This window comes from Aliidiomarina halalkaliphila, from assembly GCF_007096385.1.
GTDB classification, from domain to species: Bacteria; Pseudomonadota; Gammaproteobacteria; order Enterobacterales; family Alteromonadaceae; genus Aliidiomarina; species Aliidiomarina halalkaliphila.
The window spans coordinates 656916-673847 of sequence record NZ_VJWL01000001.1; the positions used below are offsets into that span (position 1 = coordinate 656916).

Annotated in this window: 12 protein-coding genes; 2 read left to right on the forward strand and 10 right to left on the reverse strand. The window is 49.6% G+C overall.

Annotated features, from left to right (window positions below):
• The first annotated feature begins 168 nt into the window (after positions 1-168).
• Together FM042_RS03065 and FM042_RS03070 are read left to right on the forward strand one after the other, a co-directional pair.
• Positions 169-762, forward strand: coding sequence for a sigma-70 family RNA polymerase sigma factor (locus tag FM042_RS03065; protein WP_408608846.1), 594 nt, complete (start codon positions 169-171; stop codon positions 760-762).
• Positions 749-1417, forward strand: coding sequence for a ChrR family anti-sigma-E factor (locus FM042_RS03070; RefSeq protein ID WP_232366342.1), 669 nt, complete (start codon positions 749-751; stop codon positions 1415-1417). The genes FM042_RS03065 and FM042_RS03070 overlap by 14 nt, the downstream gene beginning before the upstream one ends.
• A 66-nt stretch (positions 1418-1483) precedes the next feature.
• Here the strand turns inward: FM042_RS03070 and ihfA are convergent, their stop codons facing one another.
• The 10 genes from ihfA to FM042_RS03120 form a co-directional block, all read right to left on the reverse strand.
• On the reverse strand, positions 1484-1786 hold the full coding sequence (gene ihfA, locus FM042_RS03075; protein WP_143234271.1) for an integration host factor subunit alpha: 303 nt from the start codon (positions 1784-1786) through the stop codon (positions 1484-1486).
• Between the two features lies 1 nt (position 1787).
• Positions 1788-4178, reverse strand: coding sequence for a phenylalanine--tRNA ligase subunit beta (gene pheT / locus FM042_RS03080; RefSeq protein ID WP_143234272.1), 2391 nt, complete (start codon positions 4176-4178; stop codon positions 1788-1790).
• Positions 4179-4197: 19 nt separating this feature from the next.
• Positions 4198-5190, reverse strand: a complete 993-nt coding sequence (gene pheS, locus FM042_RS03085) for a phenylalanine--tRNA ligase subunit alpha (RefSeq protein WP_143234273.1) — start codon at positions 5188-5190, stop codon at positions 4198-4200.
• 187 nt (positions 5191-5377) lie between these two features.
• On the reverse strand, positions 5378-7831 hold the full coding sequence (locus tag FM042_RS03090; RefSeq protein WP_143234274.1) for a S8 family serine peptidase: 2454 nt from the start codon (positions 7829-7831) through the stop codon (positions 5378-5380).
• Positions 7832-7956: 125 nt separating this feature from the next.
• Entirely contained in the window at positions 7957-8586 is a 630-nt protein-coding gene (locus FM042_RS03095; protein WP_143234275.1) for a response regulator transcription factor, read from the reverse strand.
• Positions 8583-9263, reverse strand: a complete 681-nt coding sequence (locus FM042_RS03100; RefSeq protein WP_232366344.1) for a sensor histidine kinase — start codon at positions 9261-9263, stop codon at positions 8583-8585. The genes FM042_RS03095 and FM042_RS03100 overlap by 4 nt, the downstream gene beginning before the upstream one ends.
• Positions 9253-12414, reverse strand: a complete 3162-nt coding sequence (locus FM042_RS03105) for a protein kinase domain-containing protein (RefSeq protein ID WP_143234276.1) — start codon at positions 12412-12414, stop codon at positions 9253-9255. The genes FM042_RS03100 and FM042_RS03105 overlap by 11 nt, the downstream gene beginning before the upstream one ends.
• Before the next feature lie 137 nt (positions 12415-12551).
• Complete coding sequence (locus tag FM042_RS03110; RefSeq protein ID WP_143234277.1) at positions 12552-13379, reverse strand: GAF domain-containing protein; 828 nt, start codon at positions 13377-13379, stop codon at positions 12552-12554.
• Positions 13380-13394: 15 nt separating this feature from the next.
• Positions 13395-14264 (reverse strand): DUF6689 family protein, encoded by an 870-nt coding sequence (locus FM042_RS03115; RefSeq protein WP_143234278.1) that lies wholly within the window; start codon positions 14262-14264, stop codon positions 13395-13397.
• A gap of 119 nt (positions 14265-14383) precedes the next feature.
• Positions 14384-16855, reverse strand: coding sequence for a S8 family peptidase (locus FM042_RS03120; protein ID WP_143234279.1), 2472 nt, complete (start codon positions 16853-16855; stop codon positions 14384-14386).
• Positions 16856-16932 lie beyond the last annotated feature (77 nt).

Sequence of the window (16932 nt, forward strand, 5' to 3'; positions counted from 1 at the left end):
TAAGCTTGTTTAGACACTTCAAGTTAAAAAGCCGCGAGAAAATCGCCGCCCATGTGATCCACTCATTCAAGACACACGTTAAAGAGATATGTGGAATTGGTGCTGTTGGGAAATAAGGCGTACACTACTATGCAAGTCATGCCAGAAAAGCGGAACACGCGTCAGTACATGAGCACAGTGCGAAGGGAACCCCAAGAGATGACAGCGGAACACTTAGGTCAGCTGTTAGCAGAAGTGGCGAAAACACGCTCGCGCGTTGCGTTCAGCGAGTTATTTCGGCATTTCGCGCCGCGTTTGCAATCCTTTGCAACGCGCCAGTTTGGTAACGAACAAACTGCAATGGATTTAGTGCAAGAGACGATGACGAACGTGTGGCATAAGGCGCATTTATTTAGCCCTGAAAAAGGCTCTCCCACCACCTGGATTTTCACCATCGCGAGGAACATTCGATTCGATATTCTGCGTAAGAATAGGCATCGGCAAAATGATGTGAGCGCGGAAGATTTATGGCCAGTACTATCCGAAGAAATGTCTGATAGCGATGAAGATTTTGCGCTTGATACGCGCATTCTATTGCAGGAAATTGGTGAATATTATCTGCAATTGCCAGACGCTCAACGGGAAGTTGTTGAGCAGATTTATATCGAAGGGAAGTCGCAGCAAGAAGTATCCGACACCTTAGGCATACCGCTAGGCACGGTGAAGTCACGCACACGGCTTGCGTTGCAAAAATTGAGAGAGTTAATTAGTGAGCAAAATTAAATTTCATCCCTCAGAAGAGTTACTCGTGAACTATGTGAGCGGGCAACTAAACGCAGCACTCGCTGTAGTTGTGGGAACACATATTGATATGTGTCCTCGCTGCCGCGCGGTTGTGCACGATATCGAAGTGCATTTAGCAACCCGGGAACTTCATCAAACGTCACCGGTTGCAGAACCGCAACTTACAGCCATGCTTGAATCCATTTTATCGTCTGAAGCACCGGCGATGCCGGAACGCCCTGCGCTGCAAGAACATGTCGTGCTTGAGAGTAAATCTTTTAAAGTTCCGCCTTCGTTAGGTCGGCATGCCGCACGTATGGGCCCTTGGAGTAAGATGCCCGGAGGTTTATGGCGTTCGCCCTTGGAGCTCAGTGCAGAAGAACGGATGTATCTGATTTATATGCAGGAGAATGCCAAATTACCAGAGCATACACACCGCGGTAATGAAGCAACTCTCGTGATCGATGGTGTGTTTCATGACGAGCACGATGAATATCGCGATGGTGACTTTATCTTCTTGGATTCAGATCAACATCACACGCCGCACACAGCCGATGAGAGCTGTTTAACCCTGGCGTTTTTAGATGCCCCACTTCACTTTACTTCAGGTGTGGCACGACTCCTAAATCCGTTTAGTAGCTTGTTCTTCCGCTAACGGATATCCGCAAACCGCACAAAGAAAAACACTGGCTTAAAGCCAGTGTTTTTTTGATCTTAGGGGTTATTCTTTATCTTTAGGAATTGCATCCTCTACCCGTGCTTTAAACTTTTGTCCTGGTTTAAAGGTCACCACCCGCCGAGCAGAAATTGGAATATCCTCACCCGTTTTTGGATTACGTCCCGGACGTTCTGCTTTGTCACGAAGGTCAAAATTCCCAAACCCAGAGATTTTTACCTGCTCGCCGCTTTCGAGGGTTTGTCGAATTTCCTCAAAAAACTGCTCAACAAGCTCCTTAGCGTCACGGCGATTAATCCCAACTTTCTCAAACAAGTGCTCTGCAATTTCTGCTTTGGTCAGCGCCATATTAACTGTCCCTCAACACCGCATTAAATTCATCTTTCAGTATCTGCACAACCGTTTCCATCAGTGCGTTAACTTCACTGTCTTCCAGCGTACGGTCTGCAGCTTGAAGCGTTAGAGCTATTGCCAGACTCTTTTTATTTTCTGGCAGATTGGCCCCTGTATAAACGTCAAATAAGTTTAGGTCAACTAACTGATTTGCGCCAACTTTCCGAATGGATTCAAGGATATTTCCTGCCAATACCTGCTGATCTACCACAATTGCAATATCGCGGCGGATAGAAGGATAGCGGGAGATCACGCCAGCAGTTGGAATCCCACGAGCACGAATCACGTTCAATGCGAGCTCAAATACAAAAGCACGGCCTTTAATTCCAAAGGTCTTTTCATATTGTGGATGTAACCCACCGACAAAGCCCACTAAGGTGTCACCCCGATAGACCCCAGCGCTTTGCCCCGGATGCAATGCCGTATGTGCTTCAGCCACAAATCGGAACTCATGAGCAGCGCCGGTTACCGCAAGCAGCCGCTCGACATGCCCTTTGACATCATAGAAATCCACTGGGCGCGTACCATCAGCCCAATGCTCACCCTGCACACTTCCGGTAATAACACCCGCAAGCATTGGCTCTTGGCGAATTCCATTCTCTGCCTCTGCATCAGGTACAAAACGCAAACCGGATTCAAACAAACGAACATTTGGTTGCTGACGTTTCTGGTTATACCCTGCGGCGGCCAATAGACCTGGCCATAAACCTAAACGCATCGACGACATATCCACGGAGATTGGATGCGGTAACGTAAGCGCCGGGAGCTCAGGATATAAAAGCGCCTGATGCTTCGGATCGACAAAACTATAGGTAATAGCTTCTTGGTAGCCCTGTGCCATCAAGCTTTGCTTAAACACCCGCAACGACACTTCAGACTCTTCCGTGCGCTGCATTCGCAAGGCCGCTTGCGGCGCTTCGGTGGGGATATTGTTATAGCCATATACGCGTGCCACTTCTTCAATAAGGTCTTCTTCAATGGCGATATCAAAGCGATAAGTCGGTACAACAACTTCCCAGCCTTCAGCGCTTTTAGTCACGGCAAAGCCTAAACGGGCCAGCATGTTCTCTACGTCTTGAGCAGGTACCGAAATGCCTAACAAACGCGTTAAGCGCGACGCTCTTAGGGTAATTTGCGCCGGCTTAGGGAGGTGATCGGAAGATTTTGCCTCAACAATTGGACCTGCTTCTCCGCCACAGATAGATAAAATCAGCGCAGTTGCGCGTTCCATCGCAGTGGCTTGTAGTTCCGGATCGACGCCACGCTCATAGCGGTGCGACGCGTCAGTGTGTAAGCCAAAGCGACGGGCACGACCCATAATGGCGTCCGGTGCAAAGAATGCGCTTTCTAGGAAAATATGTTTGGTATCCGAAGTAACACCACTGCCTTCACCACCGAAAATACCCGCCATAGCCAGAGGCTTCTGCTCATCCGCAATCAGCAACACATCATCTTGCAAGGTGACGGTTTGGCCATCCAGTAAGGTAATCTGCTCTTTATCCTGAGCCCAACGCACTTGTACGTCACCATTGATTGCATCAAGATCAAACCCATGCATGGGGTGGCCCAGCTCCAACAGGACGTAGTTGGTCACGTCGACTACAGGATCAATTGAGCGAATCCCACTGCGGCGTAAACGTTCTTGTAGCCACAACGGGGACGCTACCGTCACATCCAAATTGCGAATCACTCGACCTAAATAGCGCGGACAGCCATCAGGGGCCTTTAGATGTATCGCGCGCTGGTCATTAATCGTTGATGCAACAGCCTTAATTTCCGGTTCGCGTACGTCTAACTGATTTAATACACCCACTTCGCGCGCCAACCCTTTTACGCCTAAACAGTCGGCGCGATTCGGTGTGAGGTCAATATCGAGGGTAGAATCATTGAGCCCAAGCCAGACACGGAAATCTTCACCAATTGGCGCATCCGCGGGCAATTCTAGAATGCCATCATGCTCGTCACTGAGTTCCAGCTCAGATGATGAACACAGCATGCCGTGCGATGGCTCACCACGCAGCTTGCTTTTTTTAATCTTGAAATCACCTGGCAATACAGCACCCACAGTGGCTACCGCCACTTTGATGCCGGTACGACAGTTAGACGCACCACACACAATATCAAGATGCTCATCGGCGCCAATATCGACCTTGGTCACACGTAATTTATCGGCATTCGGATGTTGCTCACACGCCACCACTTGGCCTACCACTACCCCGGTAAACTCTCCTGCAACGGGTTCAACGCCATCGACTTCTAATCCGGCCATACTGAGTTGTTCAGCTAAGGCTTCGGTGCTCAGTTGTGGGTTTACCCACTCGCGTAACCACTGTTCACTGAATTTCATATCTCTATCACCCTACCACTTAGCTGAATTGTTTAAGAAAACGCAGATCGTTTTCAAAGAATGCGCGCAAATCATTCACGCCATAGCGGATCATGGTTAACCGCTCCACACCCATACCAAAGGCAAAGCCCGTGTATTCTTCCGGATCTATACCCACTGCTTTGAGTACATTCGGATGCACCATGCCACAGCCCAATACTTCTAGCCATTTTCCGTCTTTACGACGCACGTCGACTTCTGCTGAAGGCTCAGTGAATGGGAAGTAAGACGGACGGAAGCGGATATCCAGATCTTCTTCAAAAAAGTGATGGAGAAAGTCGTGCAAAATGCCTTTGAGCTCAGTAAAACTCACATTTTTATCGACCATAAGCCCTTCCACCTGATGAAACATCGGGGTATGGGTTTGATCGTAATCGTTTCGGTAAACGCGGCCTGGCGAAATAATGCGTAATGGTGGTTTTTCTACTTCCATCGTACGTATCTGTACGCCAGAGGTTTGCGTACGCAACATGGTTTGTGGCGTAAAGTAGAAGGTATCATGGTCGGCACGGGCTGGATGTTGCGCTGGGATGTTTAGCGCATCGAAATTGTGGAAGTCGTCTTCCACTTCAGGACCTTCTTTTACGGCGAAACCAAGTTGACCAAAATAGTCTTCAATGCGCTGAATGGTTCGCGTTACCGGGTGTACACCACCATACTGCGCCATACGCCCGGCAAGAGTGACATCGATCCGTTCCGCTTCAAGACGTGCGTTCAACTCTGCATCTTTTAGGGCATCTCGGCGTTCATTCAGCAAATCTTGGAGTTCTTGCTTCACCTGATTAATCAGCTGACCCGCTTTCGGGCGCTCTTCCTGGCTTAGCTTACCGAGGCTCTTTAGCTGCTCAGTTAACTTGCCTTTCTTCCCCATAAACTCAACGCGGACATCCTCGATGTCGGCGGGAGTTACTGCGGCATTTGCGGCTGCTTTTCCTGCCGCCAGAATCTCCGCAAGATTTGCTTGTAAATCCATGCTCATCCTCAATTACTCATACGCCCATGTATACCGGCGTTTCGCCCTAATTTTCAAAGCCGCAATCATAGCACAAAATTACGCCGGGGTAAGGCCCATATAGCGGGTTGAGTGCTTGGAAACTAAACAAAAAAGCCAGCTTCCGAAGAAGCTGGCAAAGGTCTCTCGAGGTTCGAGGGGGGAGAGATTAATAGAACGCTTTATGTAAGCGCGTAGCCGCGACCGCATAATCGCCCCGAGTCATACGCTTCGACGGCTCGAAAGTTGCCGTAATCGTCGGTTCCAAATCGAGCAATCCTTGCTGAATATGGAAGCGTACTGGCAGAACGCCGGCTTCTATAGACGCTTGTACATAACCACGCAGCTCTGATGGAATTAGGTTTGCATCCGTGACCGGTACCGCTTGGCCATTGAAATAAGCCACTACTTCACCGTCAAAATCCGCGACCTGAACACCTAACCCCATGGATTGAATCAAAGTGTAGGCAAGTTCAGCTTTCGTTACCCGCCCATTTGGGTTGAACTTGCTGCCGCTTGCACGAATCACGCCCGGCTCGAACTGTGCACGATCTTTAAGTGCTGCACCACGTGCTGTAGTCGCTTCAGCCAACAATGCTGAAAAACCACTTACATCTGTGAAGCGCGCGGCACTTGGAAGGAACTGACGAATACCTCCACCCATCACTTGAAAGTCCGCCAACTCGATGCGACGCAGTTCCCGGTTTGGGTTAAACGTATTGCCTAAACCATCCACTAAGCGGTTTTGTACTGCATATTCAATAAACCCTTGCGCTGGGTGTTGGTCGATATCGTCTAAGCCGCTGAAGTCGCCCGCACGCTCTTGAACAACCCGCACATTGATATCACCTGGTACGCCATAGCCATTGGTCACACCGAGCGGATCAAGGGCAACACCGGATAAACCACCGACACCGCGGATTTCTAGTGTCCACTCGCCGGCAACACCAGGCGCTGTCGCTGCAATGTTTTGACCAAGCACAGGCAATGACACACCGGATCCATAGCGATTACCGTTTGGGTCCGTCAGCACAATGGCGACGGTGTTTTCAGCCACATTTGCGCTAGCAGAAACTAAGGTAATGTCGCTACCTACTTGAAAACTATAACGCTCCGGCTCACCTACAGGCGAGAAGAATGCAGTGATGGTGTCTTCCGCGCCGACTTCAATTGTCGCTGACGCATTGAAATCGCGATCCAAGTTGTTCAAACCACTTGGGTCTACCGCAAGGCTCGCCGCCATTTTTACGGCTTCGTAGGCATTCACATACCCTGCGCCCACTTCCCAGTCATCGCGACCTGGCATGTTGGTGGCTGTGTGTTGCAGAATCGCTTTTACTTCACGCCATTCAAGCGACGGGTTTACTTCCAGCATTAATGCCACGATCCCAGCAACATGAGGTGCTGCCATCGAGGTACCGCTTTTCGCTGTGTAGTACGGTAAATGCCCCACTTCAATGCGCTCAGCATCAGATGTAGCACTCAAACCACCGAGCGGATCCGATTGTACCCGCGCAGAAATCACACCCACACCAGGGGCTGTGACAGTTGGACGATCTTCCCAAGTAAAGGTCTCGCCATTGATGGTGACATCGCCACCACGACCGCGCTCACCACGACTTGAAAACGATGCAAGGTTCCCCTGTGCGTCACCAGCCGCTACGGTAATTACCCAAGGGGCTTTTTTGAAGTTACCGGTAATGGTCCCTGCACCTGAACCTGAGTTACCTGCAGAGAACACCACGATCACGCCGCGGTCTGCAAGTTTCTTGGTCGCGATATTGGTTGGGTGATTCGGGTCAAAATCCGTTCCAGTATCACCAGTAGAGCCAAATGAGTTGGTAATCACACGGATGTCGTAACGCGTTTGGTTCGCTAATGCGTAATCGAAACCACCTAGGGTGTCGAGTAAGAAAAGCGCAGCGCCTGAACCATAACCAATGAGGTTCGCACCGGGAGCAACCCCTTCGTACAAGCCACCAGACATCACACCGTCACCACCCACGGTAGCTGCTACGTGCGTACCATGACCACCAAGCTGATCGGTAGTGACTAGGTTTTCTTGATAGGTAATAGGCAGTAATGGCGAAAAACTATTGAGGTTAATCGCTGCTGCGACGTTTTGAATCGTGCGGGTTGGATACTCCACGTCCCGATGTAAGCCATCAATCCCTGAATCGTTCACCACAACACCGACGCCACGACCAGTCACGGGGAAACCATTCACCCGCAAATCGCGATCCGTGCGTACCCGGTTTACCCCGGTTAATTCCGTCTCTTCGGCGTTCTCGTAGGTCATTTGTTTGTTTAAATACACTGAACGTACGTCAGGCAATGCTGTAATCGCCTGAATCTGCGGCAAGCTTGCCACAACACCTGCGATGGGAAGCTGTGAGAATGTGGTTCCGGTCACACCCAAGTTCTCAAGTGCAAGCACTTGATCACGAGTAAGTGGGCCGTCACCGTCAAAGCTCACAACTAATTCGACCGTACCGTCCAATTGGTTCGCATCCAGAATGGATTGAACCTGTGGGCCAATACTGGTCGCTTGGGCGCCAAGAGCAAACAGCGTCGCTGCCGCTACTGAAGCAAGTTTTAAGGAAGTTGATGTAGTGCGTTTCATTGTTGTGTCCTCTGTAACACGAATTTAACAAGGACACATTTACATGGTGGACGATTGCTTCATATCGGGGAAATCCCCGAACTTTATAATCAGCAAATATTCGAGATCAGAGATAAATAGGTAAGCTATTGATATATTTTCATCTTTACTGCAATTCGAATCAGCTCAGCGGTACTGGTTACTTGGAACTTCTGTAACACTTTCCCACGATGGTGCTCTGCAGTTTTCGTGGCCATATTCAACAAGCGACCAATTTCTTTGGTGGGATGGCCTTGCACCACCAGATGAAATACCTCCCGTTCTCGTCGGGTCAAGTGCTCTAAACTCGGGGTTACATTCCCGCTTTTTAAGGCATCTTCCAGTTCCTCAGGAAATATGCGGCGACCATCGTACACGGCGCAAATCGCTTGATAGAGTTCTTCACCCGTTGAATCTTTTAGCAAGTAGCCCGCGGCTCCGGAGTGATAAAACGCCTCCATATATTCAAGTTCATTATGCATGGTGAGTACCAGCACTTTTGCCTCGGGGCGTTGCAAGAGAATTTTTTCAATAGCGACTAAGCCATTCATGCGCGGCATGGCGATATCCATCAATATTACATCCGGTTGATGGCGAATTACCGCTTTGGTTAACTCCGCGCCGTCTTCACACTCAGCTAACACCTCAATATCATCGTACACGTCTAACATGCGCACCACCCCTTGCCGCATCAGGGTGTGGTCATCTGCAATCACGAGTGTAATACGACGACTCATAAGCGCACCTGCAAGGTGAGCTGGGTGCCGTTATTGGGACGGGTTTGCAGATCCAAGTTCGCATCAAAGGCGGCGGCTCGGTCAAACATGCTACTTAAACCCACGCCTTTCTCCACTGCGTCGTACACAAAGCCGACACCGTTATCAATAATATCCATCCGGAAGGCTTGGCCGTTGCGACAAGCAAACACACGTACTTCTGTGGCGTGCGCATGTTTCAAAATATTGGTAAAGGCTTCTTGGGCAATTCGGAATACCATAATATTCAGATCTGTGGGTAACTGCTCGGCTACGTCCACATCAATATCATAGCGAATTGCCTCATGTTCAAACATAGTTCGCGCTAACCATTTCAGTGCGGCGTGCAACCCCAAATCGTCCAAAACTGTTGGCCGCATTAAGCGCGCAAGTGTACGAATATCCTCCATGGCATTATTGGCAAGCAGATAGAGATTTTCGTCATCTTCGGAGTCGTCACGGCGAAGTTTCAAGCGCCGCGATAGAATGGCTAAGGATTGACCGACGCCATCGTGGAGGTCGCGAGCCAATTGATTACGCTCTAGCTCCTGTTGGCTCCATACGCGTTTCGCGAGATCACGTAATTCCTGCTGCTCTTCCATAAGCAGCGTGCGTAACTGTTGCTGTACCTGCCAGAGGGACTCGAGCTTATTGCTCACGGGCACACTCCATTAAAAACCAACACTGATAGCGCTGCGCCTGTTCTCTAGAAAGGGAGTTCAGCCATTGCTGCTGGGCATTGCCGATGACTTCTTCAGACGCGTCTGAGGCCACAATAAACACATGGTTGCGCCAATGGTCAGGGTGCCGCGCAAGCAAAGACGCCAGGTTACTCGGCGCTTCTAACTGATCCCGTGCCATCAAATAATGCACATGCAAATATTCTTTGTAATAAGATGACCGAATGCGTGCGCGTAGTGTCCGCTTTTCATCGTCATCCAGATAATCAGGAACAAACTCCCACAGCGACAAACGAATCTTCAGCTCAGTGTGCAGTGGTAAATTCACTTCATTCACCGCCTGAAGTAACTCTTCGATGCCTTCCGTACTAGTCCGTTGCTCTTGCAGAAAATGGTAACTCCAATTTAGCCAAGCAAACACAACCGCCTGCTCTCGCGTGAATCCGTCTTGCTGATCCATAAGCACCATATACTCGCGTTCAAGACAATCTCGATCCGCAAGCCAGAAACACATTTCATATTGCCATAGCGCGTTTTCAATCATCGCCCGATAATCTTGAATTGTCGTCGCTTGCGCAATAGCCGCGGCAATATTAGTGCGTGCCGTATCCATATTTCCTAAACCAAAGTTGCGATGGCTAAGAACAAAATTCAAAAAGGCTTGCTCAATGGGGCGATGATCCCCTACTTCACCACTTACGCGCGCTAAAATACGGGTCGCAATTTGGTATTCCCCCCGATGCAAATGCAAGTTCGCCAGTTGCAACTCTGTACGCAACATCCCATTTTGATGACCAATACGTTCAAATAACGTATAGGCTTGGCGTAAAAATATATCGGCCTGACTGAAATCCCCAGAGAGGAAATACACAAAGGCGACATTACTGATGCTTTCCGCTTGCTCGCTAGTACTACCATAGCGCATACGCAAATCTAGGGCGTCTCGAAAATACCGTAATGCAGCTTCGTAGAGCCCCTGTTCCTCTGCAACGTAGCCACGATCATTCATCACCTGCGCCATGCCTCGATGATCGTTCATTTGCGCAAAAATATCCGCCGCACGGCTTAACTGCGCGTCGGCCTCATCGTATTCCTGCATGATCGACAATACGTTGGCAAGATTGCCTAAAGTCACTGCCTGTCCCGATAAATCATTAGCCTGCTCCCGCACTGCAAGGGCCTCTTCGAAATAATCACGGGAACGCTCAAGATTACCCATACGAAGATATGCCACGCCAAACGCGTTTAAGATAGTGCCTTGACCCGCCAAATCTTCTTGCTGACGAAAACGAATCAGGCCTTGGGCTAATTCATGGTGAATGGCGCTTTGAATATCGCCTTGATTGATGCGTAATCGGCCTAGTTCAAACCACCGATAGCCTGAATTAGGATCAATGGCTAAAGCCCGCTCCAACAATCGTTCTGCAAGGGCAATATCATCGAGCTGCTGGGCAATTTGGGCACGGTGCTCCAGTAAATCCGGACGCTCTGGGAACTCCCTGAGTAAACGATCCAAAGCGACCGCTGCTGATTCAAGGTCTCCGTTAAGCTCAGCTTCCAATACTTGCCCTTGCAACACCCAGTAGCTCGCACTGTGTTGCTCTTGCGTGGCAAACAGTTGTGCCAGGTACTCCCGCGTCGCCGCGTCGTTGTCTTGCCAATACGCCCAGTCTGCTAGGGCATACCAAAAAGCTGGCGCTTGTTGATACTGGTCACGATACTCCTCAATTAACGACTGAAGCGTTGCATCAGACGCCTCCTGAATCCGTAATATGAGCGCGGTGAGCTCAGGCGATAAAGGAGTGGAGGTTACTTCCTGAACTTGACGACCCAGTTGCTCATCCAAATGACCACGGATGACTTGAAATACAGGCAACGGCCCCTCAGTAAGGGCAAATGCTTCCACCCCGTGAATACGATTATCCGGGAAGTGGCTTAGGTAAACCTGAATATAGGGTGCCGAGGTATCTGTTCCTGATGGTGATTCGAGAAATACGAGGGTGGACACATTGAGCAAAGTGGCCAAACGTTGGCGGTCGCGCTCCTGCTGAAAGGGATTCAATCCCAACTGACTCAACAACTCATCCACTCGCCCGGATGGGATAACCGAAAAGTCTGGTTCTGCGGTATAAGTCAGTGTGAGCATTTGTAGGATCTGCTGTAGTTCCGACGATCCTTCACCGCGCACAAAAGCAATACGTGCCGGTGCCTCGCCGCTTTCCACAATAGGCGCAGGAGCCGCCCCAGAGCGATCTTGGTAAAATTGATAGATGAAGGTAAGGCTTAGCAACATCACGATAAGCCCACCAAACATTACCGAGGGACGAATAGGTTGCGCTGAGGTGTACCGACTTAATGCGGAAAGTGATATCCGCGCATTGGGATCTGCATGGCGCATTTTTCGGGCCAATTGACGCCAACGTGAACGCCATAGCACCGACCGCAGATCACGCCCTTTCACCGCGCTAATGAGCCGTTCAACTACCCTTCCTAGGGCGTAAATATCAATGGCCGAGGTCGCGGTTTCACCGGCATCGAGCTCAGGGGCACGATAACCATCGGTGCCGCTTGTTCCTGAAAACTGGGTGCCTTGCGCTGCACTAATGCCAAAATCCGCCACAATCAGATCATGTTTTTCATTGATCAGTAAATTGGCGGGTTTAATATCCCCATGAATAACCTGGCCTCGATGGCAAGCACGCACCCCTTGAATAAGTTGCTGTATCCAGCGATCCGCTTCGGCCAGTGTGATCGGCTTCTGCAATCGGGTCGACAAGGTGGTGCCCTCAATACAATCCATTGTGTAAAACACATAGGCGTCGTCGCGATAAAACTCATGCACACGAATAATGGTGGGATCGGAAATTTGGCGGGCAGCAAGGAGCTCATCACGTAAGCGTTGAATGGCACCCTCAGAGAGCTCAGAACGGCGCGCTAACACTTTAATCGCAATGATCTTATCAGTCACCTGATCATGAGCACGATACACCTGTGCCTGACCACCTTCACCAAGCGCACCTTCAATCAGAAAGCGATTCGCTAAAAGGGTTCCAGCGGCAATTCCTGTATCGGTGACTACAGTTGTGCGGACGTCATCCTGATTCCCGTCTTGTGGGTTCGAAACATCCACCTCAGCTTCTACCTCTCATGCATAAGGATTGTTTTGATTTATATGAATTTTGAGGGGGTAATAGATGACTGGAAACAGCCCGCTATACAATTTTCTACAGTAGATTTTACACTGTAATCTTTACACTATAGCGGTATTTAAGAATTAGCAAGTTCTTGATCAATCTCCCGTAGACCAAAAACGATCCCTAATTGACGGGCATACGATGTAACGACACGTAAGTCAATCTCAGTGAATGGCCGCGATACTTCGGTGCTATCTGCGTACAACACCCCGTAGAGTGTTTGATTTAACGCTACAGGTACACAAATTAAGGAATTGATGCCTTGTTGCACAACACTATTGGCAATGCGCAAGTGGCGATCATCCTGAATATTTGCAAGTACAACTGGCTTGTGCGTTTCTACCACGCGACGAATCGCCGTTCGACTGCCAGCAAAATCATCGGTGTTTACCCAGTGAGGATTACCACAGCTGTGTGTTAACTCGCCCTGCTCATCAAGGAGTAAAAGTGCCGCCCGTTCACGGGGAAAGAGGTTCTGTAGAATTTCGGTGGCAAAGTTGGCAAAGGTATCTAAGTCCATCGGCTGCATTAACTGAGGCGTGCTATTCTGCACTTGCTTCAGTTGCCAATTTGCTTGGCTATCACTCACCACCGCGTCTCGATAAGGAACCCATTCGGCAACGCAATTTACCTGCCCCATCCGAAACTGCACAGGATCACGGGTTAAGCGCAATTGCGCCACTCGCTCGTGATTCACATAGCAACCACTGCTGCTATTGAGATCCTGTACTTGCCAACTGCCGTCGTGGAACTGAAACTGCGCATGGCTGCGAGAAACTGCCGGATGATTTAGATGAATATCTGCACTGGAGCCGCGGCCAACCACATAGGGTCGCCCTTCCATAAGAAGGGCAACCTGACTTGGTTGATCAACGAGATTCATGTGCAAGCGTAATGGCATGGCGTTGGTTCGTCCTTATAGAATCCGCAAGCTATAGCGCAACGTGCGCGCTTGCGCGAGCAGGGTTCCCGACACGTTCTCCAGGTCCTTCGATGAACGCCAGATAGACGGCATGGCTGCCTCATCTGCAGTTTCAAGAATCGTAATCAAGCTGTTTACCGTTGTTTGCGCACCACTATAATTACCGCTCGCCACTTGTTGTTGCAACGTCGACATTGCTGCTGCGAGTAAGTTATAGGTCGGAGAATCAATCACGTTAGATTGTGATTGTAAATAATCCGACAACGCACTGACCTTCCCTGAAATAACCGCGGAAGGCGACCGTAAGTCAGTCAAGATGATAAAATCTGAGAAGGTACCCATATTACCCCGGGCCCGATAACTTCCCGCACCCGTAGTGACCGTAATATCCTTAAATTGGCCGCCATTGGAGCTATGGAATAAGCGCAATGGGGAGCCCGGCACATAATGCAGGTTTTTCGTATAAACTTCGATTTCCGCAACCCCAGCAAAGCTAAAACCGCGATCTGATTTTGGTTGAATGGAAATCAGTACGGGGAAATCCGTCGGCAGCGAAACAAGAGTGCCGGGCAACCGATTCAGTACACTGGAATTCAATGGCGACACCAATTGAAAGTCCAAGGTGAAGTTCTCGGCTGACACTCCAATGGCATCTTCAAAACGAACAGCCACTTCCAGTTCAATTAAGCTAGTGAGCTGAACTTGGGCAGTAAAGCCGTCATTCGTATAAGAAACGTCCACGTTTGTTGCTGAATGTGCGGGTGTGGACATTGCATAAGCGGCAATACACACAAGCAATACACTCAAATAATGGGTAAGCCGTGAACGATTTGGCGTAGCACGATTGGCTGAGACAATCATCATCTTGCTCCTACGTTGAAACAATTTGTTACAAACTCAGTAACACAAATGTAACGCCTGTTTGAAATATAATCAATCGGGTCACGTCCTGTGAACCCGATTACTTTGTTTTTAGTTAGTTTTTATTGAAAATAACCATCATATAAACGGCTAGCCCATACCGAATATTCCGCACGTGTGATTGTTTTTTCTGGTTCAAAGGTTGCGGTAATGGTCGGTTGTAGGTCGAGCAGTCCTTGTTTGATATCGAATTTCACATTCGATAGCGACAAGTTCAGTGCCATCTGGACATGACCGCGCAGCTCACGAGGAATTGCATTCTGGTCGCTAATCGCAATGGTCTGCCCTTGATAAGTCACAGTGATTGGTTGGTCTGGATCAAAGGCCTCTGCCGCTGCTTGCAAACCGAGTGATTGTACAAAGCTATAGGCTAAATCCAACTTAGTCACTGCATCACGCGGCGCAAACTGATCGTTCACGATACGCATCACTGATTGTTGTGAGTAATCGGTATCACGCAGTGCACCACCTGCTTGGCTGACCGCTAAAGCAAAGCTTTCTTTGCCGCGCGGAAGCTGACTTACACTCGGTGAAGGCTCATTCAAGAGGTCACGATACTGACGCACAGCCGCGCCCATGACGAGGTATTCCGCTAATTGCTGACGTTGTAAGTTAGCATTTGGACGGAATCGACCATTGTTCAAACCATCCACTAAACGGCGGCTAATGGCATATTCAATGGCACCTTGTAACGGATGCCCTTCGATATCATCCACACCATCGTAGCCTGCAGACTCAACGAACTCTACCTGACCTGAAATTAACTCTGGTACACCAGGACCATTGGTCAAGCCCAAAGGATCTGCTTCGACACCAGAGAGTGACGTCAGTCCATAGGCATATAATGTCCAAGTGCCCGCTTGACCCGGTGCAGATACGCGCATTGCGGTTTCTAACGCAGGCAACGTCAGGTTTCCTGAATACTCAGTACCATCCGGTGCAACAAGCATGAGTTTTACCGTATTCGCTAACGAAGACGCGCTCGCTTTTACCCACGCAGTGCTATCGTCCACATCAAAAGTAAATGTATCTGGGTCGCCTACTGGGCTGTATAACACTTCAAAGTTCTCAGTGCGCTCACTGATCGATGTTAACGCATTGGCATTGAAGTCACGCAAACTGTTTACGTTCTCGCTAAACTCTTGGTTATAGCCAAGCACCGCAGACAAGGCAGCCCGCGCATTCACGTAACCTGCACCCACTTCCCAAGACTCGCGGCCTGGCATATTGGTGGCAGTTTGCTTGAGTAATTCAACGTAATCTAAAGGTTGTAAACGAGGGTTCGCTTCCATCATTAGTGCAAGCACACCAGATACATGTGGGGTAGCCATGGAGGTTCCCGAGATCATGGTGTAGAACGGCAGATATTCTTCTTCAATGGCGCCGATATCGTTCGCACCGCCATTTGCAGAAAGGTTTGTAGACGCGCGGGTTGAAATCACATCGACACCCGGTGCCACGATAGTGACATCATTAGTGTAGGTCCATTCAGAACCATCAGGCATGGTAAAGCTACCACTTTCACCGGCTAAACCCCGTGAGGAGAAGCTCGCTAGGTCACCATCTTTTGTGCCTGCGCCAACCGATACACCCCATGGGATTTGTGCGTATGGGTTATGCGTATCTTCACCAGGACCTGAGTTGCCCGCAGCAAATACGGATAAAATTCCGAGCTGATAAGCTTTATAGGTCGCAATAGTAATTGGCCCATTCGGGTCAAACTTCCCAGAGCTACCCCAGGAGTTACTGATAATACGAATCGGGCTGTTAAACGAATACACATTGCTGATGGCATAATCAAAGCCACCAAGGGCATCAAGAATCGCAATACCGCCACCAGAGCCGTAGCCCACTAATTCCGCATCCGGAGCCACACCTGCGTACTTACCGTCAGACATCATCCCGTTGCCGGCAATAGTGCCCGCAACATGAGTGCCATGCCCTGAGTTGGTATCCGTATTAATTTGACCTTCTAACCAGAAGCCATTGGTGCCTAGCAAACGCAGAGCCTGGGCATGGGTGAGGCCTTGCACATTCTCAACGACAGTGTCACCGAAGAAGTGATCTTGGTGACTCGCGTCGATACCACTATCGTGTACCACAACAGTGACACCCTTCCCGGTAAACTCAAGTCCGTTACGGTCGATAAAGTCTTGACCTTGTACCTGCTCAACACCGGTAATCTGACGTGAACCTGCGTTAAAGTACTCCAGTGGGCGGTTTAGCCACACTGAACGAACTTCAGGCTTGAGACTAATCGCTTCAATCTGGCTGGGGTCTGCGAGGACTCCAATAACCGGCAGCGATTGAAATTGCACACCTTCAGTAATACCTATATCCAGTAAACGGCCCAACTGGCTTTCCGATACAGGCTCCAATTGGTCATAGGTCACCACTACCATCACTTTGTCGGTAGGATCTAAGGTATCAATGGTATTTTTTAATACATCGCCAAGCACGCTAGCGTGGCTAGCATGCGCCATGCTCAACGCAAGCGCTGCGCCAATGGCTGCTGAAACAGATGACTTCTTCATGGTCGTTTCCTCCGCTGATCGACATCACGATCACATGTTATTGAAATGTTACGGGGGTAAGACTGACACTAAGGGGG